Annotated in this window: 25 protein-coding genes; 15 read left to right on the top strand and 10 right to left on the bottom strand. The window is 71.6% G+C overall.

The window, feature by feature from the left end:
- Positions 1–31 precede the first annotated feature (31 nt).
- Genes MWU75_RS16180 through hemB form a run of 5 tightly spaced genes read left to right on the top strand, consistent with a single transcriptional unit; the run spans position 32 to position 5,816 of the window.
- A complete protein-coding gene (locus tag MWU75_RS16180) occupies positions 32–757 on the top strand; it encodes a redox-sensing transcriptional repressor Rex (RefSeq protein ID WP_247092797.1) in 726 nt (241 codons plus the stop codon).
- On the top strand, positions 754–2,169 hold the full coding sequence (gene hemA / locus MWU75_RS16175; protein WP_247092795.1) for a glutamyl-tRNA reductase: 1,416 nt from the start codon (positions 754–756) through the stop codon (positions 2,167–2,169). The genes MWU75_RS16180 and hemA overlap by 4 nt, the downstream gene beginning before the upstream one ends.
- Positions 2,166–3,131, top strand: a complete 966-nt coding sequence (hemC, locus tag MWU75_RS16170) for a hydroxymethylbilane synthase (protein WP_247092793.1) — start codon at positions 2,166–2,168, stop codon at positions 3,129–3,131. The genes hemA and hemC overlap by 4 nt, the downstream gene beginning before the upstream one ends.
- A 4-nt stretch (positions 3,132–3,135) precedes the next feature.
- Positions 3,136–4,776 carry a bifunctional uroporphyrinogen-III C-methyltransferase/uroporphyrinogen-III synthase gene (locus MWU75_RS16165; RefSeq protein WP_247092791.1) on the top strand — a complete coding sequence of 547 codons (1,641 nt, stop codon included), beginning with the start codon at positions 3,136–3,138 and terminating at the stop codon, positions 4,774–4,776.
- 56 nt (positions 4,777–4,832) lie between these two features.
- On the top strand, positions 4,833–5,816 hold the full coding sequence (hemB, locus tag MWU75_RS16160; protein ID WP_348647796.1) for a porphobilinogen synthase: 984 nt from the start codon (positions 4,833–4,835) through the stop codon (positions 5,814–5,816).
- 313 nt (positions 5,817–6,129) lie between these two features.
- Here the strand turns inward: hemB and MWU75_RS16155 are convergent, their stop codons facing one another.
- A complete protein-coding gene (locus MWU75_RS16155; RefSeq protein ID WP_247092789.1) occupies positions 6,130–6,681 on the bottom strand; it encodes a YceI family protein in 552 nt (183 codons plus the stop codon).
- A gap of 153 nt (positions 6,682–6,834) precedes the next feature.
- On the opposite strand from MWU75_RS16155, the gene MWU75_RS16150 reads away from it, so the two are divergent.
- Genes MWU75_RS16150 through MWU75_RS16115 form a run of 8 tightly spaced genes read left to right on the top strand, consistent with a single transcriptional unit; the run spans position 6,835 to position 13,624 of the window.
- On the top strand, positions 6,835–7,326 hold the full coding sequence (locus MWU75_RS16150) for a MarR family transcriptional regulator (RefSeq protein WP_247092924.1): 492 nt from the start codon (positions 6,835–6,837) through the stop codon (positions 7,324–7,326).
- Positions 7,320–8,654 (top strand): glutamate-1-semialdehyde 2,1-aminomutase, encoded by a 1,335-nt coding sequence (hemL, locus tag MWU75_RS16145; RefSeq protein ID WP_247092921.1) that lies wholly within the window; start codon positions 7,320–7,322, stop codon positions 8,652–8,654. Before MWU75_RS16150 ends, hemL begins: the two co-directional genes overlap by 7 nt.
- 35 nt (positions 8,655–8,689) lie before the next feature.
- Positions 8,690–9,337, top strand: a complete 648-nt coding sequence (locus tag MWU75_RS16140; RefSeq protein ID WP_247092787.1) for a histidine phosphatase family protein — start codon at positions 8,690–8,692, stop codon at positions 9,335–9,337.
- A 35-nt stretch (positions 9,338–9,372) separates the two neighbouring features.
- Entirely contained in the window at positions 9,373–9,972 is a 600-nt protein-coding gene (locus MWU75_RS16135) for a TlpA disulfide reductase family protein (RefSeq protein WP_247092785.1), read from the top strand.
- Positions 9,969–10,709 (top strand): cytochrome c biogenesis CcdA family protein, encoded by a 741-nt coding sequence (locus tag MWU75_RS16130; protein ID WP_247092784.1) that lies wholly within the window; start codon positions 9,969–9,971, stop codon positions 10,707–10,709. The genes MWU75_RS16135 and MWU75_RS16130 overlap by 4 nt, the downstream gene beginning before the upstream one ends.
- 12 nt (positions 10,710–10,721) lie before the next feature.
- Complete coding sequence (locus MWU75_RS16125) at positions 10,722–12,383, top strand: cytochrome c biogenesis protein ResB (protein ID WP_247092782.1); 1,662 nt, start codon at positions 10,722–10,724, stop codon at positions 12,381–12,383.
- Complete coding sequence (ccsB, locus tag MWU75_RS16120; RefSeq protein WP_247092780.1) at positions 12,380–13,363, top strand: c-type cytochrome biogenesis protein CcsB; 984 nt, start codon at positions 12,380–12,382, stop codon at positions 13,361–13,363. Before MWU75_RS16125 ends, ccsB begins: the two co-directional genes overlap by 4 nt.
- A 3-nt stretch (positions 13,364–13,366) precedes the next feature.
- Positions 13,367–13,624 (top strand): DUF4229 domain-containing protein, encoded by a 258-nt coding sequence (locus MWU75_RS16115; RefSeq protein WP_247092778.1) that lies wholly within the window; start codon positions 13,367–13,369, stop codon positions 13,622–13,624.
- Between the two features lie 59 nt (positions 13,625–13,683).
- On the opposite strand, the gene MWU75_RS16110 is transcribed toward MWU75_RS16115, so the two are convergent.
- The 9 genes from MWU75_RS16110 to MWU75_RS16070 form a co-directional block, all read right to left on the bottom strand.
- Entirely contained in the window at positions 13,684–14,565 is an 882-nt protein-coding gene (locus MWU75_RS16110) for a 1,4-dihydroxy-2-naphthoate polyprenyltransferase (RefSeq protein ID WP_247092776.1), read from the bottom strand.
- Between the two features lie 3 nt (positions 14,566–14,568).
- Positions 14,569–14,823 (bottom strand): PLD nuclease N-terminal domain-containing protein, encoded by a 255-nt coding sequence (locus MWU75_RS16105; protein ID WP_247092774.1) that lies wholly within the window; start codon positions 14,821–14,823, stop codon positions 14,569–14,571.
- Entirely contained in the window at positions 14,811–15,965 is a 1,155-nt protein-coding gene (gene menE / locus MWU75_RS16100; RefSeq protein ID WP_247092772.1) for an o-succinylbenzoate--CoA ligase, read from the bottom strand. The genes MWU75_RS16105 and menE overlap by 13 nt, the downstream gene beginning before the upstream one ends.
- A gap of 87 nt (positions 15,966–16,052) precedes the next feature.
- A complete protein-coding gene (locus MWU75_RS16095; protein WP_247092770.1) occupies positions 16,053–16,691 on the bottom strand; it encodes a hypothetical protein in 639 nt (212 codons plus the stop codon).
- Positions 16,692–16,895: 204 nt separating this feature from the next.
- A complete protein-coding gene (locus tag MWU75_RS16090; protein WP_247092768.1) occupies positions 16,896–17,048 on the bottom strand; it encodes a hypothetical protein in 153 nt (50 codons plus the stop codon).
- A 257-nt stretch (positions 17,049–17,305) separates the two neighbouring features.
- The gene (locus MWU75_RS16085; protein WP_247092767.1) at positions 17,306–17,623 is read right to left on the bottom strand and encodes a type II toxin-antitoxin system RelE/ParE family toxin; all 318 of its coding nucleotides are present in this window, start codon (positions 17,621–17,623) and stop codon (positions 17,306–17,308) included.
- Positions 17,620–17,874: an addiction module protein gene (locus tag MWU75_RS16080; RefSeq protein WP_247092765.1), complete on the bottom strand. Its 255-nt coding sequence runs from the start codon at positions 17,872–17,874 to the stop codon at positions 17,620–17,622. Before MWU75_RS16080 ends, MWU75_RS16085 begins: the two co-directional genes overlap by 4 nt.
- A gap of 221 nt (positions 17,875–18,095) precedes the next feature.
- The gene (locus tag MWU75_RS16075) at positions 18,096–19,025 is read right to left on the bottom strand and encodes a 1,4-dihydroxy-2-naphthoyl-CoA synthase (protein ID WP_247092763.1); all 930 of its coding nucleotides are present in this window, start codon (positions 19,023–19,025) and stop codon (positions 18,096–18,098) included.
- Between the two features lie 68 nt (positions 19,026–19,093).
- Positions 19,094–19,507, bottom strand: a complete 414-nt coding sequence (locus tag MWU75_RS16070) for a VOC family protein (RefSeq protein ID WP_247092761.1) — start codon at positions 19,505–19,507, stop codon at positions 19,094–19,096.
- A 95-nt stretch (positions 19,508–19,602) separates the two neighbouring features.
- Here MWU75_RS16070 and MWU75_RS16065 point away from each other — a divergent pair, with 95 nt between their 5' ends.
- Both MWU75_RS16065 and MWU75_RS16060 read left to right on the top strand, forming a co-directional pair.
- Entirely contained in the window at positions 19,603–20,601 is a 999-nt protein-coding gene (locus MWU75_RS16065; protein WP_348647794.1) for an o-succinylbenzoate synthase, read from the top strand.
- A 419-nt stretch (positions 20,602–21,020) separates the two neighbouring features.
- Complete coding sequence (locus MWU75_RS16060) at positions 21,021–22,322, top strand: ammonium transporter (RefSeq protein WP_247092759.1); 1,302 nt, start codon at positions 21,021–21,023, stop codon at positions 22,320–22,322.
- Positions 22,323–22,552 lie beyond the last annotated feature (230 nt).

The following is a 22,552-nucleotide window of genomic DNA, read 5'->3' as shown; positions in this document are numbered from 1 at the left end:
TCCCCCCGACGCGCTGCTGGTATAGGGCGTCATGTCGTGGCTGAGAGGAGTCCGTGCCGAGGTGGTCCACGAGTCCGTCCGTCGCACAGGTGGTGTGCCTGAAGCCACAGTGGGTCGGCTGCCGTTGTACCTGCGGGCACTGACCCCGCTGCACGACCAGGGCATCACCAACATCGCCTCGGAGGAGCTGGCCGCGCTGGCCGGGGTGCGCTCCACCCAGTTGCGCAAGGACCTCTCACACCTCGGTTCCTACGGTGTGCGGGGCGTCGGCTATGACGTCGACCTGCTCGCCGCGCAGATCGCCCAGGAGCTCGGGCTCACCCAGGAGTGGCCCGTCGTGATCGTCGGCATGGGCAACCTGGGGCGTGCCCTCGCCTCCTACGGCGGATTCTCGGGCCGGGGCTTCCGCATCGTGGCGCTGGCCGATGACGACCCCGCGGTGGTGGGCACGCGGGTCGAGGGGCTGACCGTGTCGACGCTGGCGGACCTGGCCACGGCCGGGCCGACCGTGGCCATCGGCGTGATCACCACGCCGGCGCCGGCCGCCCAGGCGGTCGCCGACCAGCTGGTCGCGATGGGGGTCCGCTCCATCCTCAACTTCGCCCCCGGACACCTGACGGTCCCCGACGAGGTCGACGTCCGCGGGGTCGACCTCGCGACCGAGCTGCAGATCCTCGCCTTCCACGAACAGCGCCGCCTGCTCGCCGTCCCGACGTCGGGCCAGGTCCCGAGCGAGGACCGTGAGGTGGCCGGATGAGTCTGCTGGTCGTGGGTATCTCCCACCGGAGCGCCCCGCTGGAGATGCTGGAGCGCGTCTCGCTCGACGAGACCCGCTCGCGGACACTCGCCTCCGGCGTCGTGGGTCTGGAGGACGTCAGGGAGTCCCTGGTGCTGGCCACGTGCAACCGCACCGAGGTGTATGCCGATGCGCTCACCTTCCACGGCGCGGTCGCGCAGGTGGGTGCGGCGCTGGCCGCGGAGACCGGGATGGACCTGGAGGCGCTCACCCCGCACCTGTACGTGCACTACGAGGACCGCGCCGTCCACCACCTCTTCTCCCTGGCCTGCGGCCTGGAGTCGATGGCCCTGGGGGAGAGCGAGATCCTCGGCCAGCTCCGTGCCGCACTCCGTGCCGGCCAGCGCGATGCCCATCTGGGAGCCGCGCTCAACCCGCTGTTCCAGCAGGCGCTGCGCGTCGGCAAGCGGGCCCACACCGAGACCGGGCTGGACCGCGTGGCGCGGTCACTCGTGGGCGCCGGCATCGAGCGGGCCGATGACATCCTCGGCGCGCTCGTCGGGGCACGGGCACTGGTGGTGGGGGCCGGCGCCATGTCGGGACTGGCTGCGGCGTCGCTGCGCCGCGCCGGCGTCGGCCGACTGACCGTCGTCAACCGCACCCGGGAGCGCGCCGAGCGGCTGGCGACCTCCCACGGCGGGCTGGCCCGCGACTGGGACGACCTGGCGGCTGAGGTGCAGCAGGCCGATCTCGTGCTGTCCTGCACCGGAGCCACAGACCAGGTGATCACGCGCGAGTTGCTGACCGGTGCGGACCGGTCGGAGCGTCCACTGGTCCTGATCGACCTGGCGATGCCGCGCGATGTCGCACCCGAGGTGGCGGGCCTTCCGGGCGTCACCGTGTGGGGACTGACGGAGCTGACCGAGCTGGCGGCCGCAGGTTCGAAGCCCACGCCCGGCACGCCCACGCCCGGCACGCCCACGCCCGGCACGCCCAGGCCCTGGACAGCCGCGAGCGACGCAACCACCGCGGGTGACGGCGCCCCCGACGCGGCGGAGACCGCGACGGTCCTGCAGGGCGTGCGCGACCTGGTGTCCGGTGAGGTCGCGACCTATCTGGCCACGAGGCGTTCGGCACAGGTGGGGCCCACCCTGGCCGAGATGCGCTCGCGGGCCGTGTCCGTGGCCGACGCCGAGCTGGCACGGTTGGACCACAAGCTGCCTGGGCTCGACGAGGAGCAGCGGGCCGAGGTGCACCACAGCGTCCGCCGGATCCTCGACAAGCTCCTTCACACCCCAGCGGTGCGCGCCAGGGAGATGGCTGCCGATGACACGGACGGCTCCTACCTCGCGCTACTGCGCGAGCTGTTCGACCTGGACCCGCGGGAGACCGCGGCCGTCGAGCAGCCCCCGACGGTGGGTGGCTTGCCATGAGCACCAACGCAACCGGTGCCGCGAGCTCGCACGCCCGTCCGCTCCGGCTCGGGACGCGCGCCAGTGAGCTGGCCACCTCCCAGTCGGGCTGGGTCGCAGACCGGTTGCGGGCTCGTGGGCAGGAGGTCGAACTGGTCCTCGTGCAGACCGAGGGTGACCGCTCCAGCGCACCGCTGACCCAGATCGGCGGCACGGGCGTGTTCGTGTCGGCGTTGCGTGAGGCGCTGCTCGACGGGCGAATCGACTGCGCGGTGCACTCGCTGAAGGATCTTCCCGTGGCGGAGGAGCCGGGGTTGGTCGTCGTGGCCGTCCCGGAGCGGGAGGACCCTCGCGACGTGCTGGTGTCCCGCGACGGACTGCTGCTGGCCGATCTGCCCGACGGTGCCCTGATCGGCACGGGGTCTCCGCGACGAGCGGTCCAGCTCGAGGTGGCCGCTCCCCGGGCTCGCGTCACCGACCTGCGGGGCAACGTGGGCAGCCGCATCGCGAAGGTCACCTCGGGGGCGCTCGACGCCATCGTGCTCGCGGCCGCCGGGCTCAACCGCCTCGGCCGCATCGGGGAGGCCAGCGAGCTGCTGGACACCACGGTGATGCTGCCCGCACCCGGGCAGGGCGCCCTCGCGGTGGAGTGTCGCGCGGACGACCCCGCCACGGTCGAGCTGCTGTCCGCACTGGAGCACGCACCGACCCGCACCTGCGTCACTGCGGAGCGGACGCTGCTCTCCGAGCTCGAGGCGGGGTGCAGCGCACCGGTGGGGGCACTGGCCCGGCTGGAGGGGGACCAGATCGTGCTGGACGCGGTGGTGGGGGGCGCGTCCGGCGAGACCATCCGGCACAGCCTGCGCGGTGCGGATGCCGCCGAGCTCGGCCGTGCGATGGCACACCACTTCCTCGGCCAGTTGGCCCCAACCGGCCTGCGCGACCCCCACCAGCCCCCCGCAGCACAACATCCTGGAGCGTGATTTCGTGAGCACCAGCACCGCAGTTCCCAGTGCCCCGACCGTGTCGAGGGCGCGCGTCGCCTTCATCGGCGCGGGCCCAGGCGACCCTGGCCTGCTCACCGTGCGAGCTCGTGACTACCTCGCCGCCGCCGACGTCGTCGTGCTCGACGAGCCGGACGGGACGGGCTGGCTGGCCGGGCTCGTCCGCGAGGACGCCAGTGTGGTCGAGGCCGGTGCGATCGGCTCGACGTCGCGACGGTCCCCGGCCGCGCGCGCCAAGGTCCTGGTGCGTGAGGCGACCGCGCTGAAGGACCCCGAGGCGCTGGTGGTCCGCGTGATGGCCGGTGATCCCGCCACCTTCACGACCCTCAGCCAGGAGGCCCTGGCCTGCCGCGCCGCCGGCGTGCTGTTCGAGATCGTCCCCGGGGTCTCCGCGGCCTGGTCCGTCCCGACCTACGCGGGGGTGCCGCTGACCTCGACCGAGTCCGGTGAGGTGCACGTCATCGACGCCGCCGACTCCCGCACGGACTGGACGACCTCGGTGGCCGACGACGTCACAGTCGTGCTCCTCGGGACACCCGAGCAGTTGCGCAAGGCCCTCGGCGGGCTCCGTCGCGCCGGGCGCGACCCCCAGACCCCGGTCTGTCTCACCGAGCACGGCACCACGGTCGCCCAGCAGACCGTCGTCACGGTCCTGGACGACGTGGACGCCAACATGGCCCAGCACACCGCCCCGTTCGGCGTCGTGGTCGTCGGTCATGCCGTCGACCTGCGTGACGAGCTGAGCTGGTTTGAGACCAAGCCGCTCTTCGGCTGGAACGTCCTGGTGCCCCGGACCAAGGACCAGGCGACCGAGATGACTGCCCGGATCGCCTCGCACGGTGGGACGTCCCAGGTGGTGCCGACCATCAGCGTCGAGCCCCCGCGCACCCCGCAGCAGATGGACCGTGCCATCCGCGGCCTGGTCACCGGCCGCTACGAGTGGGTCGGCTTCACCTCCGTCAACGCGGTCCGCGCGGTGCGTGAGAAGTTCACCGAGCTCGGCCTGGACGCCCGGGCGTTCGCCGGCCTGAAGGTCGCGGCCGTCGGCGGCGTCACCGCGGAGGCCCTGCGACAGTGGGGGATCGAGCCCGACCTGATCCCCACCACGGAACAGTCAGCCCGGGGGCTGCTGGCCGACTGGCCGGAGTATGACGACGTGCTCGACCCGATCAACCGGGTCTTCCTCCCGCGTGCCGACATCGCCACCGACACCCTGGTGGCCGGCCTCATCGACATGGGGTGGGAGGTCGACGACGTCACGGCCTACCGGACGGTGCGCGCCTCGCCTCCTCCCGCGCCGGTCCGCGACGCGATCAAGGGTGGCCTGTTCGACGCGGTCTGCTTCACCAGCTCCTCGACGGTGCGCAACCTCGTCGGCATCGCCGGCAAGCCGCACCCGAACACCGTCGTGGCGTGCATCGGACCGGCCACGGCCAAGACGGCGGAGGAGCACGGTCTGCGCGTGGACGTCGTGGCGCCGGAACCGCGGGCCACCGTCCTCGTCGAGGCGCTCGCCGCCCACGCCGCGGAGTACGCGCTGGCCGCGCGACACGCCGGCGAGCCGGTCCGGCCGAGCCAACGCCGCACCTCAGGGAGGCGCAGCGCCGCCCGGGCCCGCGCGTGAGCGCTGGCGCGGCCGTGAGCGCTGAGGGCGCACTGCCTAGGGGCTCTAGCGAGCCGGTGACCGGTCCCCACGAGCGGCCCCGACGCCTGCGGACCACGCCGGCGATGCGGCGGCTGGTGGCCCAGACCCGGCTGTCCGCGGCGGACCTGGTGCTGCCCGTCTTCGTCCGGGAGGATATCGATGAGCCGGCGCCGATCGGCTCGATGCCCGGCGTCGTGCAGCACACCCGGGACTCGCTGAAGCGCGCCGCGCACGAGGCCGTCGAGGCCGGCATCGGCGGGCTGATGCTCTTCGGCGTCCCCGCACCCGAGCACAAGGACGCCGAGGGGACCTGGGGAACCCGGCCCGACGGCATACTCAACCTAGCCCTGCAGGACCTGCGCAGCGAGGTCGGCGACGCCACGGTGCTGATGGCCGACCTGTGCCTGGACGAGTTCACCGACCACGGCCACTGCGGCGTGCTCGACAGCCAGGGGCGGGTGGACAACGACGCCACCCTGGAGCGGTATGCCGACATGGCACTCGCGCAGGCGGCTGCCGGCGCGCACGTGGTCGGGCCGTCCGGGATGATGGACGGGCAGGTCGCGGTGATCCGAGGGGCACTGGACGGGGCGGGTTTCGCCGAGGTCGCGGTGCTCGCCTACACCGCCAAGTACGCCTCGGCCTACTACGGCCCGTTCCGGGAGGCGGTCGGGTCAAGCCTGCAGGGTGACCGCAAGACCTACCAGCAGGACCCGGCCAACGCGACCGAGTCGCTGCGCGAGCTGCGCCTCGACCTGGCCGAGGGCGCCGACCTGGTGATGGTCAAGCCGGCCCTGCCCTACCTGGACGTGCTGCGGCAGGTGGCCGACCTGGCGGACGTGCCGGTCGCGGCCTACCAGGTCTCGGGGGAGTACGCCCAGCTCGAGGCCGCCGCCGAGCGGGGGTGGCTGGACCGCGACCGGGCCGTGCTGGAGAGTCTCACCTCGATCCGGCGGGCGGGGGCGCAGATCGTGCTCACCTACTACGCCGTCCACGCGGCGGGCCTGCTGAGGGGCTAAGCAGGCCCCCGGTCGGGCGGCCGGGTGGGTAATCATTCTCGACGCCTCGACGCCCCCGCCCCACCCCTGGCGCAGCGCCACCCGGGACCCGCTCGTCTTCGAGCGCCTTCGTCATCCTCGGGCCGACTGCAGCCAGCCCGAGGAACGCGGAGGCGCTCGAAGTTGGGCAGCGTGTGGCCGCGCGACACCGGAGGACGTCTGCCGGGACGGCGAGTGCCCCGACTGTTGACGCCCGAGTGAGCTGGAGCGTCGACAGTCGGGGCACTCGCGTGTCCGGTCGGTCAGGGGTGGCGGCGCCACCCGCTGCGTCCGGTCAGGCAGGGGCGTCCTCGCCGGTCGGCACGACCAGCTCGACGTCCAGGTGCAGCTTGACCTTCTCGGAGACGAGCACGCCGCCGCCCTCGACGGCGACGTTCCAGGTCAGGTCCCAGTCCTTGCGGTTGACCTCGGCGGTCGCCTCGAAGCCGGCGCGGGTGCCGCCCCACGGGTCGGGGGAGACGCCGTTGAACTCCAGGTCGAAGGTCACCGGGCGGGTGTTGCCCTTGATGGTGAGGTCGCCGGTCATCGAGGACTCGGTGATCTCGGTGGAGGTGAAGGTCATCGTCGGGTGGTGCTCGACGTCGAAGAAGTCCGAGGTGCGCAGGTGGTTGTCGCGGTCCTCGTTGCGGGTGTCGACGGAGTTCAGCTGGACCTCGGCCGAGACCTTGCTGTCGGCCAGCGTCTCACCGACGAGAACGTCGGCCGTGAACTCGGCGAAGGTGCCGCGCACCTTGGCCACCATCATGTGGCGTGCGGTGAAGCCGATCTCGGTGTGCGTCGGGTCGACGGTGTAGGTGCCCGGGGCCAGGCTGTTGAAGACGGTCATGGTGACTCCTGTTGAGTTGCGGGTGTGTCAGGGGCTGTAGGGGAACAGTTGACCATTCAACCATATTCCGAGTCGGTACGATCGGATCTGCAGACCACTTCCCAGCCCAACACATCCGGGGCCGTTCGGCCACCGCAGGAAGGCGCGTTGACGATGCATGGAGCCAGCCCGAATGCGGTGGACGAGGTCCGGTGGCTGTCCCCCGACGAGCAGGCCGCCTGGCGTGCCTACCTACGCGGCACCCGGCTGGTCGCGACCGCACTGGACGAGGGGCTGACCCGGCACGGCACCCGGCTCACTGAGTACGAGATCCTCTCGATGCTCTCCGAGGCGCCCGGGGGACGGTTGCGCATGTCGGCCCTGGCCCAGCTGGTCGTGCAGTCACGCAGCCGGCTCACGCACACGGCCACGCGGCTGGAGCGTCTGGGCTGGGTGCAACGCCGAGCAGTCCGGGAGGACCGCCGAGGCGTGGAGCTCAGCCTGACCCCCGCCGGGCGGGAGGTCCTCGAGCGCCTCGCCCAGGTGCACGTCGCCGACGTCCGCCGCATCCTGCTCGACCGGCTGACGCCGGAGGAGTTCGCCGCCCTCGGCCGGGCCATGGCCAGGGTGGTCGAGGCCAACGAGGTCAGTGAGGACGACTGTTGAGCACCACCTACCCGGACGAGGCTCCTGAGTCCGCCGCCCTCCTCGAGCGCGCCCGCGCCGTTATCCCCGCAGGGGTCAACTCACCGGTCCGCGCGTTCCGCTCGGTGGGCGGCACACCGCGGTTCATGCGCTCGGCCGCCGGCCCCTGGCTGACGGACGCCGACGGGCGCCGCTACGTCGACCTGGTCGGCAGCTGGGGCCCGATGATCCTGGGGCACGCGCACCCCGAGGTGCTGGAGGCCGTGCGGTCGGCGGCGGGGGCGGGCTTCAGCTTCGGCACGCCCAGCGAGCACGAGGTGGCCCTCGCCGAGGAGGTCGTCTCCCGCGTGGAGCCCGTCGAGCAGGTGCGCCTGGTCAACTCCGGCACCGAGGCCACGATGAGCGCCATCCGCCTGGCCCGGGGCTTCACCGGGCGCAGCGTCATCGTGAAGTTCGCCGGCTGCTACCACGGCCACGTCGACTCCCTGCTGGCCTCCGCCGGCTCGGGCCTGGCCACCTTCGCGCTGCCCGACTCCGCGGGGGTGCCCGCCAGCAGCGCGGCCGAGACGATCGTGCTGCCCTACAACGACGTGCCCGCGCTGGAGGCTGCCTTCACCGAGCGCGGCGCCGAGATCGCCGCGGTCATCACCGAGGCATGCCCGGGCAACATGGGGGTCGTGCCGCCGCTCCCCGGCTACACCGAGACGCTGCGCCGGGTGACCCGCCAGCACGGGGCCCTGCTGATCTCTGACGAGGTGATGACCGGATTCCGGTGCAGCCGGGCCGGGTGGTTCGGGCTCGAGGGGCCGTATGCCGAGGGGTCGCCAGACCTGTTCACCTTCGGCAAGGTGATGGGCGGGGGCTTCCCGACGGCCGCCTTCGGCGGCCGAGCCGACGTCATGGCGCTCCTGGCGCCGGAGGGCCCGGTCTACCAGGCCGGGACCCTGTCGGGGAACCCGGTCGCCAGCGTGGCCGGTCTGACCACGCTGCGGCTGTGCACGCCGGAGGTCTACCAGCGGCTGGACGAGGTCGCGCGCACCATCGCCGACGCCGTCACCGTCGAGTTCACCCGCGCCGGGGTGGCCCACCGGATCCAGTGGGCGGGGTCGATGTTCAGCGTCTTCCTGCGCGAGGGCGAGGTGCGCGACTACGCCGACGCGCAGGGCCAGGACAGCGCCGCCTTCGGGCGCTTCTTCCACGGCATGCTGCGCCGCGGGGTGCACCTGCCACCGAGCTCGTTCGAGACCTGGTTCGTGTCCTCCGCCATGGACGAGGAAGCCGTGGGCGTCGTGCTCGATGCGCTGCCCGGGGCCGTCGGCGAGATGCTGGGGGACCCGGCGGAGGGGTGAGGTTCCGTCCAGGAACGCATGGGACAATTGCCGGCATGACCCCCGCTAGCCGCACGCTCGTGCACGTGGTGCGCCACGGTGAGGTCGACAACCCGGGTCGCGTGCTCTACGGACGGCTGGAGGGCTACCACCTCTCGCCCCTGGGTGAGGCGATGGCGCAGCGCGTGGCCGAGTCGATGGCCGGGCGCGACGTCGTGCACCTGGTCGCCTCCCCGCTGGAGCGCGCGCAGCAGACGGCCGCCCCTATCGGAGCGGTCCTGGGTCTGGAGGTCGGCTCGGACGAGCGGCTGATCGAGGCGGGCAACACCTTCGAGGGCACGACGGTCGGTGCGGACCCCCGGCAGCTGCTCCGCTGGCAGCACCTGCGACGGCTGCGCAACCCGACCACACCGTCCTGGGGCGAGCCCTACCGCGACATCGCGAGCCGCATGCTCGCCGCCGTCAGCCAGGCCCGTGAGGTCGCCCGCGGGCATGAAGCGGTGCTGGTCAGCCACCAGCTGCCGATCGAGACGCTGCGGCGCACCATCGAGGGCCGTCGGCTCTGGCACAACCCGAGGGCCAGGCAGTGCACGCTGGCCTCGGTCACCACGATCACCTACCTCGGTGACGACCCCGTGCAGCTGGACTACGCCGAGCCGGCGGCGGACCTGCTGCCCGGTCTCGCCCCCGGGGCGGGGACGTGAGAGGCCGCGCGCGGGCAGGCCACCGTCGTGCGGGGGTGCTGGGCGGCCTGCTCGCGCTCGCGCTCGTGCTCGCCGGCTGCAGCGATGGTGGCAACACCGTCAGCGACCAGGCGCGGGACGGCAGCCAGAAGGGCTACGTCTCCGGTGACGGGACCGTCGAGCAGCTCGATCCCGAGGAGCGCACGGTCACCATCGAGCTGACCGGCCGGGCCCTCGCCGGGAGTGACCCCGAGACCGGTGAGGTGGGACTGGAGCCATGGTCCTCCGCGGACGCGCTCGGACAGGTCCTGGTCATCAACGTGTGGGGCTCGTGGTGCGGACCGTGTGTGGAGGAGGTGCCCGACCTGAAGTCGGCGCACGCCCACTTCCAGCAGACCGGTGACCCCGTCCAGTTCGTGGGGGTCAACGACCGGGACTCGGCCTCCGCGGCGCTCGCCTTCGAGCAGCGTCACGAGATGCCCTATCCCTCGCTGGTCGACGACGGCGGCAAGACCCTGCTGCAGCTGCAGGGGATGGCCAACCCCCGGCCGACCACCCTGGTGCTGGACGCGCAGGGGCGGCTGGCCGCCCGGGTCGCCGGCCAGGTCGACGACGCCACCCTGCAGGGCCTGGTCGAGGACGTGCTGGAGCAGTGAGCGAGCTCGTCCTCAGCGGTCCTCTGGTCGCTGCTCTCGCGGTCGCCGCGCTCGCGGGGCTGGTGAGTTTCGCCTCCCCGTGTGTGCTCCCGCTCGTGCCCGGGTTCCTCGGCTACCTCGGGGGCATGTCCCCCGAGACGACCGAGCGCGGCGGCCGGGGGCGGCTGCTGGCCGGGACCGCGCTGTTCGTCGCCGGGTTCAGCGCCGTGTTCATCACGATGAGCGTGGTCGTCACCGGGCTGGCGCTGACCCTCCGGGAGCACCAGGACCTGCTGCTGCGGATCGGCGGTGCCGTGGTGATCGCACTGGGCCTGATCATGCTGGTCAACCCCGCCGCCAGCCTGGGACCCCGCTGGCGCCCCGCCGCAGGTCTCGCGGGGGCACCGCTGCTCGGTGTCGTGTTCGGCCTCGGGTTCACCGCGTGCACCGGGCCTGCCCTGGCCGCCATCCAGACCCTGGGGGCCTCGATGTCGCCCGACGCGGCCACGGTGACCCGGGGGACCGTGCTGGCCGTGGCCTACTGCCTCGGCCTCGGGCTGCCCTTCCTGCTGGTCGCCGCAGGGTTCGGTTGGGTCAGCCGACTGTCCCGATGGCTCCGGGACCGGCACCGTGTGGTCTCGGCCGTCGGCGGGACGCTGCTCGTGGTGCTGGGCCTGCTCATGGTCACCGGGCTCTGGGACGGCGTGACCGTCTGGATCCAGACCCGGCTCGTCGACGGATTCCGGACGGTGCTGTGATGGTTGCGGCGCATGACTGACACCAGGAAGGCCCCGCCGCAGACGTCGGCCCAGATCCGGCAGCCCAGACTCGGTCTGGTCGGCTGGCTGCGCTGGATGTGGCGCCAGCTGACCAGCATGCGCACCGCCCTCATGCTCCTGATGCTGCTCGCGGTCGCAGCCGTCCCCGGCTCCATCTGGCCCCAGCGCAGCGTCGACCCGGTCCGCGTCACCGAGTACCTCCGGGAGAATCCGACCACCGGGGAGTGGCTGGACCGGTTCGGCTTCTTCGACGTCTACTCCTCGCCGTGGTTCGCCGCGATCTACCTGCTGCTGATGATCTCGCTCGTCGGCTGCATCGTGCCGAGGGCCGGCCAGCACTGGCGCACGCTGCGGGCTCAGCCGCCGCGGGCGCCGCGCAACCTGCACCGGCTCGAGGCGCACACCCGGACCCGGGTCGACGCCCCGCCGGAGGCGGTTCTCGAGGCGGCCCGCCGGGTGCTCGGCCGTCGCAGGCTGCGGATCCGTGCCGCCGAGGAGGGGCGCGAGCTCGAGATCGCGGCGGAGGGCGGCTACCTCCGGGAGACCGGCAACCTGGTCTTCCACATCTCCTTGCTTGCCGTCATCGTCTCGGTCGCTGTGGGTCACCTGTGGGGGTGGCGCGGCGAGATCATCGTCCCGGAGGGCGAGACGTTCACCAGCCAGGCCGCGCGCTTCGACACCCTGGAGGCCGGGCCCTGGGTGGACGAGAACTCGATCCAGCCGTTCTCGTTGCGGCTCGACCGGCTGGACGTGGAGTTCGAGACCCAGGCGGGTGGCGCACAGTTCGGCGCCCCCCGGCTGTTCGAGGGACAGTTCACCACGACCGACGCGCCGGGTGCCCCGGAGCAGCGGCAGGTCCTCGGGGTCAACAACCCGCTGCACTTCGGCAGCACCTCGGTGTTCCTGCTCGGCAACGGCTACGCCCCCGTGGTGACCGTCACCGACAGCGACGGCCGGTCGCTGGGCACCTTCACCGCACCGTTCCTGCCGCAGGATGACACCTACACCTCCACCGGTGCGATCAAGGTGCCGGCGGCCGACCCGCAGCTCGGCTTCTACGGCGCCTTCCTGCCCACCTTCGGCGGGTTCGACGAGGCGGCAGGTCCCATCTCGACCTTCCCCGACCTGATGGACCCGCGGCTGGCGCTCGGGGTCTACGAGGGGACGCTCTTCCCGGGCGGGCGGCCGCAGTCGGTCTACACCCTGGACACCGCGCAGATGGAGCAGGTCACCACGACCGACGGCGACGTGTCCCGGATACTGCTCGCCCCCGGCGAGACCATCGAGCTGCCGGGCGGCCGCGGCACGGTGAGCTTTGACGGCGTGGTCCGCTGGGGCGGGCTCGTCGTGCGCCACGATCCCGGCCGGGTCCCGGTGCTGATCAGCTCGATCGTGCTGCTCGGCGGGCTGATCGCGATGCTCACGGTCAAGCGCCGGCGGGTGTTCGTCCGGGTCACCGACCAGGGGCAGGCGACCACGGACCAGGGTGAGGCGACCACCGACCAGGGTGAGGGGACCGCCGACCCGGGCGAGCGGCATACTGGACTCACTGTCGCGGGCCTGGCCAAGGGCTCGGACCCACAGTTGCAGGACTATCTCGACGCCCTCGCCGAGGAGATCACCGCAGCCGCACGGACGAAGGACGACGCATGACCGACCAGACCCTCGCACAGGCCTCCGACATCGCGGTCTGGGCCACGATGGTGGTGCTGACCCTGGCGATGCTGGCCTTCGCGGGCCACCTCGCCGTCACCGGCACCCGCGCCCGGGACCGCTCCGCGGCTGCACCAGCTCAGGCCGGCAGTATGACGTCCGCCGGCTCCGCGGACGAGGCTGGCTCGGGCTCGGTGGCCGTCCTGGCCCCTGAGACGCCCGAGCCGTCCGCGCCCAACCGGCGCTGGGGTGTCATCGGCCTGCAGCTGACCTGGCTGGCGACCTTCGGGCTGATCGCCGGTGTCGCCCTGCGTGGGCTGTCGGTGGGTCGCGCCCCGCTGGGCAACATGTACGAGTTCGCGATCGTGGCGGTCATGTTCACGCTCATCGTCTACTCGGCCTGGTCGCTGCGCCAGGACCGGTTGTGGCTGGGCCTGTTCATCACGCTGCCGGCGACGTTGATCCTGGCCGCGGCCAAGCTGTCGTGGTACACCGAGGCCTCCCAGCTCATGCCGTCGCTGAACTCCATCTGGCTCGTCATCCACGTCACCGTCGCGACCCTGTCGGTCGCGCTGTTCACCATCGGATGCGCGCTGGCGCTGCTCTACCTGGCCAAGGACCGGGCCGAGACCAAGGGTGAGGTGCCGCACTGGCTGGCCGCGCTGCCGAGCGCGCCGTCCCTGGAGCGGATCACCTACGGCCTGCACATCGTGGCGTTCCCGCTGTGGACCTTCACCCTGATCGCGGGTGCCATCTGGGCCGAGCAGGCCTGGGGCCGCTATTGGGGCTGGGACCCGAAGGAGGTGTGGACCTTCGTGATCTGGGTGGTCTACGCCGCCTACCTGCACGCCCGGGCCACCTCGGGCTGGACCGCCCGCAAGGCGACCTGGCTGGCCGTGGCCGGCTTCGGCTGCATCATCATCAACTACGCCGTCGTCAACATCTTCTTCGTCGGCTGGCACTCCTACTCCGGGGTCTGACCCGTGCTGAAGTACTCCGTCTACCGCCTGGCGCTGTTCCTGGTCCTGTTCCTGGTGCTGATGCTGGTGCTGGACCCGATCTGGGCCGCGGTCGTCGCCGCGCTGATCTCCATGGTGGCCTCCTTCTTCGTGCTGGCCGGGCCCCGGGAGGAGGCCGCCCGCAACATCGAGACCTCGATGCAGAAGGCCCGCGCCCGTCGCGCCGAGAAGCTGGATGACGAGCGCACCGACGAGGAGGCCGAGGACGAGGAGACCGGCTGACCCATTCTTGGGGAAGTTCGGTACGCGGCCGACACTCCCAGCCTCGCCCAGGGCATGGTTCAGGCCGAGAGCACGAGCCCGATCGTGAGCAGTGCGGCGAAGCCCAGCTGGTAGAGGCCCGTGCCACTGATCACCGGCACCAGCTCCCGGCCCAGGGCGCCGCTCAGGACGGGCCGGGCGGCCAGGAACGCCAGCGGCGCCGAGGCGAGGGCCAGCAGGGACCACGGGTGCACCACCGCGGCGACGGCCGAGGCGAGCAGGGCGAGGACGAGCAGCACGGCATACAGCTGGCGGGTGCGGCCGTCGCCGAGGCGGACAGCGAGAGTCCGCTTGCCGGCGGTGGTGTCGCCGGGGATGTCGCGCAGGTTGTTGACAACCAGGATCGCGCAGGCGATCGATCCGACGCCGACCGCGCCCGCCCACGAGGCGAGGTCGAGCGCCTGGGCCTGGGTCCAGGTGGTGCCGAGGACGGCGACCAGCCCGAAGAAGACGAAGACCATCACCTCGCCCAGCCCGCGGTAGCCGTAGGGGTTGTCGCCACCGGTGTAGCGCCAGGCCGCCACGATGGCCAGCCCCCCGATCAGGAGCAGGACCCAGGTGTTGGACAGGGCGACGAGTGCCAGGCCGCAGAGCGCGGCGAAGCCGAACCAGAGGAAGGCCATCAGCTTCACGTTGGCCGGGTCCGCGAGACCCTGCCCCACGAGCCGCACCGGGCCGACCCGCACCGTGTCGCTGTCGGTGCCCCGGATCCCGTCGGAGTAGTCGTTGGCGTAGTTCACGCCGATCTGGAGCCCGACCGAGACCAGCAGCGCCAGCAGCGCCAGGCCCAGGTCGGCGTGACCGAGGGCGTGCGCCGAGCCGGTGCCGACCGCGACGGGTGCCACGGCGGCCGGGAGAGTCCGGGGCCGCGCACCGGCGACCCACTGGGCGTTTGACGCCACGGGTCAGATGCCCCGCAGGAAGTCGGGGTCGTCGTCCGGGCCGCGGGGGCCGCGAGGCTGCGGCCTGGGCCTGAGTATGCCGCGTGGTCGGCCGGCGATCAGCCAGCTGATCCCACCGGCGGCCGGGACGAGGAGGGTGACCATGAGCCAGACCAGTTTGGGTAGCCCCCGGACCCGGTCCTCCTCCGTCTGGACGACGTCGACGACGCAGTAGACGGTGAAGGCCAGGACGGCCACGGCCATCACTACCCTGAGCACGGGTCTCCCTCCGGATTCAGTTCACTCCGCGGTCCGCGGTAGGGGTCCATTGTGCCATCACTACCTGCGCACATGGCCCTCAGCGCCACCCGGTCGGGCTTGCCCGAGGCCAGCATCGGCAACTCGGACAGCCAGAGCACCTGGCGCGGTAACGCGTGGGCGGGCAGGTGGTCCCGGAGCGCGTCGCGCACGGCCCGGGTGTCCGGTGGGACGGTGTGCTTCACGGACCGGTCGTCCGCGCCGACGAGCACGGCGGCCACCCGCTGGCCCCACTCCGGGTCGGGCACGCCGAGCACGAGCGCCTCGCGCACGCCGGGGAGCTGGTGCAGGGCCTCCTCGACGGGGCGGGGAGCGACCTTGAAGCCGCCGGTGTTGATGAGGTCGTCGATGCGCCCGAGCAGCTGCAGCACGCCGTCCTCGGTGAGCTCGCCGGCATCGTCGGTGACGAACCAGCGCTTCCCGAGGGCGTCGGTGTCGAAGCGTTGCGCGGTGAGCGCCGGGTCGTCGGCGTAGCCGTCGGCCAGGACGGGCCCACCGAGCAGCACCCGACCCTCGTCGAGCCGGACCTCGACCCCGGTCAGGGGCGTGCCGTCATACACGCAGCCACCGGAGGTCTCGGTCATCCCGTAGGTGCGGTGCAACCGGACCCCGGCCGCCTCCGCACGCCGCCGCAGCGGTGCCGGGAGGGCTGCGCCACCGATGAGCACCGCGGTGAAGCCGGCCAGGGCGGACGTCCCGGCGTCGTCGTCCAGGAGGCGCAGGAGCTGGGTGGGCACGAGGGAGACCAGGCGAGGTCCCTCGGGCAGGCGCTGTGCTGCCCTCCTGAAGGCGTCGACGGTGAAGGGGCCCTCAATCCGTGTGGGCACGGTGCCGGCCACGGCCGAGCGAACCACTACCTGCCAGCCGGCGACGTGGTTGGAGGGCAGCGCGAGCAGCCAGTGACCCTGACCCCCGACCCGCTCGGCGGTCGCGGTGGCCGAGGCCCGGAGCGCCGAGGCCGCCAGCACGACCCGCTTGGGCTGACCGGTCGAGCCGGACGTGGTCAGCTCGACCCCAGCGCCTGCCACGGCCCGCTCGGCCGCGTGCAGGAGCTCGGTGACGGTGCTCCGGTGGGGTGGAGGGATGACGGGGCGCTGGGGCACGGAGCCAGAGTACGCACCCGAACAGCAGTGAGCCGGACCCCTGTGCGGGGTCCGGCTCACCGGGTGTCGCTCGTGCGGGTCAGTCGATCAGAAGCTGGCGTTCATGTCGACGAACCACTCGCCGTCGATCTTCTTCAGCGTGATGACTTCCTCGCCCATGCCCGCGCCGAAGAGCTCGGAGAAGTGGGTCTTGTTGACGACGGCGGTGTCACCGTCCACATCTGCGCCGCTGATCTCCATCGACTCGATGATGCCCGCGGTCTCGGTGTCGAACATCTCGCTCGCCAGGCTCGGGAAGGTGGCGACGCAGATCGGGTAGTCGGTCTCGTCGTCCTTCATGGTGCCCTCGCTGTCGAGGTCCAGCATCATGTCGCAGACGGCCTCCTCGCCGTTGACGAAGGCGACCAGCCACTCCTTGGTGCGGTCGGCGGCGGCCTGCCCGTCGGCGCTGGACTCGCCACCAGCGTCACCGGAGGTCTCCTCCTCGGTGGGCTCCTCCGTAGTGGGTGCCGCGTCCGTGGTGGGCTCCTCGGTGGCGGTCTCCTCCTCCGTGGTGGGCTCCTCGGTGGCGGTCTCCTCCTCCGTGGTGGGCTCCTCCGTGGCGGTCTCCTCCTCAGTCGTGGCCTCCTCGGTGGTGGGGGCGTCCTCCACCGTGGGCTCGTCGCCGCCGCAGGCGGACAACAACAGGACCGGGACAGCCAGAGCGGCTACTAGTGAACGTCGCATTTGTCGGGTTCCTCCCCTAAATCGTGAAAGTCTCAACTCGGATTGTCCCACGGGCGTGGGATCTTCGGTAAATCCGGACCAACGCTCTGACCTTGCGACCTGCGGTTTCGTTCCGTGTGGTTGGTCACAGAATGGCAACTTCTCCTGCGTAGCGGATGAGATGCAGCTGGCTGGTGCCGCCACAGGCGACTGTTGGTTCCGAGGTCAGGACGGTTCGGGAACGAAGAACAGGAAGCACAGGAATGCGGACCTGTTGCCGAGAGTGGGCGGCAGCAGCTCGCGTGGCGTGTTCGGGTCGAACGGTGGCTCGCTGATCCGCGAGATGCGGAACCCGGCCCGGGTGAAGGCATCGGTCATGGCGTGCAGGGGCCTGTGACAAGAGGTGAGCCAGACGGTCTGGCCGTCGAACTCGTAGTCCTCGAGTAGCGAGTGATTGCGAAGTAGTCGGACTTCGGGTAAACCACGGGGAAGATCGCGGGGTGGTTCACCGAGACCAGGAGCCGGCCGACGGCCGCTGACGTCTCCCGCTAGGTGGGGCATGGCCGGCTTCTCGTAGGAGGCGTCGAAGAGGCAGGTCTCGTTCTGTCGGCTGCCAAGTTCTTCCACACACGGGGTCACCGGCTGACCCGCTCCCGCCAGTAGCCGGGGCGCCGCTTTGAATGCGGGACCGCCACGATCGTGAGGCTGTCGTCCTGCACGAAGTAGACGACCCGATACGGGAAACCAGTCACGGCCTTTGAACACACAAGAGGCTCGCGCTCCCAACCAGGCCAGACGGCCCACGCATCCGGGTCTTCGACAGCGGCGTCCACCGCAGCCCTCACCGCATCGGCGAAGCGGCCACCGAGATCGAACTCCCGGTCGTCGTACCAGTCGATGTCCGCATCGAGCTCAGCCTGGGCTTCCGGGTGGAACTCGAAGGCATGGGTCATGCCTGGCGAGCAGCCTGCCGGGCGGCTCGTCGCTCGGCTGCCCGCGCGAAGACTTCTTCACCCGGGATGGTCCGCACCTTGCCACTGATGATGTCGTCGATGCGAGAGCCGATCTCGGCCGTCCAGGCCTCCTCGATCGAGTCGTTATCGGCGACCTCAAGCGATTCGAGCAGCCGGAGCGCCACGTCCTTGCGCACCGAAGGAGGCAGGTTCATCCCCGCCTCGTAGAACTCCGATGCGCTCAGCGACATGGCCTCAGTGTACGCGCGAACGCCTGGAGGGGAGTCGGCTCTTCCACAGCCTCGGCTTCGCGGAGGCGGGCGCGCCGCCTGGCGTGCAAGTGCTCATCGGCGAGACTGGCGACGAGGCCGCCGACTCCTTCGACCTCACCGTCTGCTCACCGAGCAAGCTGACAGAGATCTACGCATCTGACGGCTGGGGCGTCGCCTCTGACCTGCGTAAACGCGCCCGATCAGTAGTACCAGGGGAACGGGCCCCACTGGGGGTCGCGCCGCTCCAGGAAGGCGTCCCGGCCCTCGACCGCCTCGTCGGTCATGTAGGCCAGGCGAGTCGCCTCACCGGCGAACACCTGCTGACCCATGAGGCCGTCATCGATCTGGTTGAAGGCGAACTTCAGCATCCGCTGGGCCGTCGGCGACTTGCCCATGATCTCGCGGGCGACGACCAGGGACTCCCGCTCCAGGTCCGCGTGGTCAACCACCAGGTTGACCGCGCCCATGTCCTGCATCTGCTCCGCGTCGTAGGTGCGGCCCAGGAAGAAGATCTCGCGTGCGAACTTCTGGCCCACCATGCGCGCCAGGTAGGCCGAGCCGTAGCCGGCGTCGAAACTGCCCACGTCGGCGTCGGTCTGCTTGAAGCGCGCGTGCTCGCGCGAGGCGATGGTCAGGTCGCAGACGACGTGTAGCGAGTGCCCACCCCCGGCCGCCCACCCGTTGACCACGGCGACCACGACCTTGGGCATGGTGCGGATGAGCCGCTGCACCTCCAGAATGTGTAGCCGTCCGCCGGCGGCCTTGACCCGCGCATGGTCGACGGTGTCCGCGGTCTCTCCATCGGCATACTGATAGCCCGAGCGACCACGGATCCGCTGGTCGCCGCCCGAGCAGAAGGCGTGCCCACCGTCCTTCGGGCTCGGGCCGTTGCCGGTCAGCAGCACCACACCGACGTCGGGGGTCATGCGCGCGTGGTCGAGGGCGCGGTAGAGCTCGTCGACGGTGTGCGGTCGGAAGGCGTTGCGCACCTCGGGCCGGTCGAAGGCGATCCGCACCGCCCCGACCTCGCGTGCGCGGTGGTAGGTGATGTCGGTGAGGTCGAAGCCCTCCACGACCTCCCACTGCGACGGGTCGAACGGGTTGGCTGCCTGGGTGCTCTGCTCGCTCACGTCGCTCAGGGTAGGCCAGGGTGACTGACGGGCGGCGCCCTGGCCACGACCATGTGGAGCTCACCGCCTCACTGGTCGCGGCTGGACAACACGCAGAACTCATTGCCCTCCGGGTCGGCCAGCACGGTCCAGGTGGCCTTGCCGGGGTCCTGCCCGACGTCGACCCGGGTCGCGCCCAGGTCGAGGACGCGCTGGATCTCGGCGTCCCTGTCCTGGCTGGAGTGCGGCGCCAGGTCGAGGTGCAGGCGGTTCTTGACCTCCTTGCCCTCTGGGACGGGCACGAAGACGAGGCCCTGCCCGCGGCGCATCCACGTCGCGAGGTCTGCGACGGGCCCGCCCTCCTCCATCGCGTGCGGGGGCACGAGCACCAGCTCCTCGTCCGTCGCGAAGGCGACCGTCCAGTCCAGCACCTCCGCCCACCACCGGCCCTGGGCGTGGTGGTCCGTGCAATCGATCACTGTCGTGTACCACTTGAGTGCCATCGACCCACCCTGGCAGACCCCTCTGACAGAGCCTCCGAACCAGGGCCGCGGCCCTGGCTGCCTCACTCGACGTCGAGCCGTCCTACCCTGAGGCGGTGACCCCCGACCTGCCCGAGCTGCTCGGCTCCGCGACGCCGGTGGCCCTGCCGATGCGCGTCCGGTTCCGCGGGGTCGACGTCCGCGAGACGGTCCTGTTCCGGGGACCCGCGGGCTGGGGCGAGTTCGGGCCCTTCCCGGAGTATGCCGACGCCGAGGCCGCCCGCTGGCTCGCCGCAGGCGTGGGATCGGCATGGGGGAACTGGCCGGAGCCGGTGCGGGACGCGGTGGAGGTCAACGCGACGGTGCCGGCGGTGGGTCCGGAGCGCGTGGCAGCGGTGCTCGCGGGCTTCGACGGGTGTCGCACGGTCAAGGTGAAGGTCGCCGAGCGCGGTCAGACCGTGGACGACGACGTCGCCCGGGTCGCCGAGGTGCGCGCAGTGATGGGTGCCGCCGTGCAGATCCGGGTCGATGCGAACGCCGCCTGGTCGGTCGGGCAGGCCAGGGAGGCGCTGACCCGGCTGTCGGCGTTCGACCTGCAGTATGCCGAGCAGCCCTGTGCCGAGGTCCACGAGCTGGCCGAGCTGCGCGTGCTCCTGGCACGGGACGGTGTCGACGTGCCGATCGCGGCGGACGAGTCGGTGCGCCGGGCGGAGGACCCCTTGCGGGTGGCGCGGGAGGGCGCCGCGGATCTGGTCGTCGCGAAGGTCGCGCCGCTGGGCGGGGTGGAGTCCGCGCTGCGGATCGTCCACGAGTGCGGTCTGCCGGCCGTGGTCTCCAGCGCGCTGGACACCTCCGTCGGCATCGCGGCGGGGGTCGCCCTCGCGGCGGCGCTGCCCGAGCTGGACTACGCCTGCGGCCTGGGCACCGTCGGTCTGCTCGCGGCCGACGTGGCGGACCGGCCGTTGGTGCCGGTCGGGGGCCTCATCACTGTCGCCGACGCCCGCGCGGTGGTCTCGGCCGCCGAGCAGCCGGGCCTCATCGGCCACGAGCTGACCGGTGAGCGGCGCGACTGGTGGCTCCAGCGTCTGACCCGCTGCCACGCGCTGCTCACCTGACCCGACGCGGCGCGGGATGGCGCCGCCCGGGCGAGCAATTGTGTGTGGACTTTGTGCCGGTGTGTGGGTTTTGACCCCGATCTGGGGGTCAAAAGTCGCACGGGGGAACGGATCCCACACACGGGACGGCGCGGTCCAGCTGCCCGGTGGTCCCGTCCGCTGCCCGGGCGAGCGATTGTGTGTGGACTTTGTGCCGGTGTGTGGGTTTTGACCCCGATCTGGGGGTCAAAAGTCGCACGGGGGAACGGATCCCACACACGAGATGGCGCCGCCGGGCAGCACGCGGTGGCGAGATTTCACGTGACGGAAACGCACGACATACTCCCGAAACATTGCTGCCCCGACGGTGAAACACCCCCGGCGCAGACTCCCGCCATGACGCGGCTCCCTGGCGCGTCCCGGCTAGCTGGAGGCACAACATGGAACTGACAGCGACAGACGTCTGGGTGATGGCGTCGGCGGCGCTCGTGCTGCTGATGACGCCCGGCCTGGCGTTCTTCTACGGCGGCATGGCGCGGGCCAAGGCGGCCCTGAACATGATGATGATGAGCTTCGTCTCGATCGGGCTCGTCGGGGTGGTGTGGGTGCTGTGGGGCTACGGGATGTCCTCGGCGCCCGGCTTCCTCGGCGGGCTCGTCGGCAACCCGGCCGCGGACTTCGGCCTGAGCGAGTATGTCGGGACCGGTGACCTGATCGGGATCGGCTTCGGCGCCACCTTCGCGATCATCACGGTCGCCCTCATCTCGGGGGCGGTCGCCGACCGCACCCGGTTCAGTGCGTGGACCGTCTTCGTGCCGATCTGGGTCACCCTGGTCTACTGCCCCCTCGCCTACATGGTCTGGGGTGGTGGCCTGCTCTCGGCCGACGGCGCGATCGGGCGCACGTTCGGCGAGGCGATCGACTTTGCCGGCGGCACCGTGGTCCACATCAACGCCGGCGTGGCGGCGCTCGTCCTGGTCTACGTCCTGGGACGGCGCGCCGGGTGGAGCAAGGGCTTCCACCGGCCGCACAACGTGCCGCTGGTGATGATCGGGGCGGCGTTGCTGTGGTTCGGCTGGTTCGGCTTCAACGGTGGCGCGGCGGGCTCGGCCGAGGAGGCCGGCCTGATCTGGGTCAACACGCTCGCAGCCCCCGCCGCGGCGATGCTCGGCTGGATGCTCGTCGAGCGGATCCGTGACGGCCGCCCGACCTCGCTCGGCGCCGCCTCCGGTGTCGTCGCGGGCCTGGTCGCGATCACCCCGGCCTGCGCAGCCCTCAGCCCGGTCGGGTCGCTGGCTCTCGGGTTGGTCGCCGGGGCCGGGGCGGCCATGGCGATCGGCCTGAAGTACCGCTTCGGGTATGACGACGCGCTCGACGTCGTCGGGGTCCACCTGGTCGCCGGTCTCATCGGGACCGTCGGCATCGGCTTCCTGGCCCTGCCGGTCGAGGGTGAGGGCGGCGGCCTGTTCTACGGCGGGGGCTTCGACCAGCTCGTCGCCCAGGTCGTGGCGGCGGTGTTCACGATGGCCTTCACCGGCGTGCTGACCCTGGTGATCGCCCTGGCCATCGCCAGGACCATCGGCTTCCGCGTGTCGGCGGAGGACGAGGAGCGCGGCGTCGACCTCTCCGAGCACGCCGAGCTGGCCTACGAGTTCGGGCCGATCGGTGGTCTGAGCGCCGACGGGGACCGGGCGGTCTCCAAGGATGAGGTCGTGGACGAGAAGGAGACGGCCGGAGTCTGACGACCGACCCCTGCTGAGGGCGGCCGGCGGCCCGGCGAGCCCCCAAGGATGTGGTCGGCGGCGTGAGGGTCGCCGGTCCCAGGGTCACGACGCGACCGGTAGCCCGCGCGCCGACCCTCCACACAGCGAGGCCCCGCACCAGGTGGTGCGGGGCCTCGTTGTCGTATGCCGTGTGGTCCCGGCGCGGCTGCGCGCGGCACCGCTCACGGGGTCACGTCATCATGGGACCG

Origin of the sequence: Ornithinimicrobium sp. F0845 (assembly GCF_023015765.1) — a bacterium.
Lineage (GTDB): Bacteria > Actinomycetota > Actinomycetes > Actinomycetales > Dermatophilaceae > Ornithinicoccus.
Note: the sequence above shows the minus strand (reverse complement) of the source record. Positions and strands in the feature narration are given on the sequence as shown.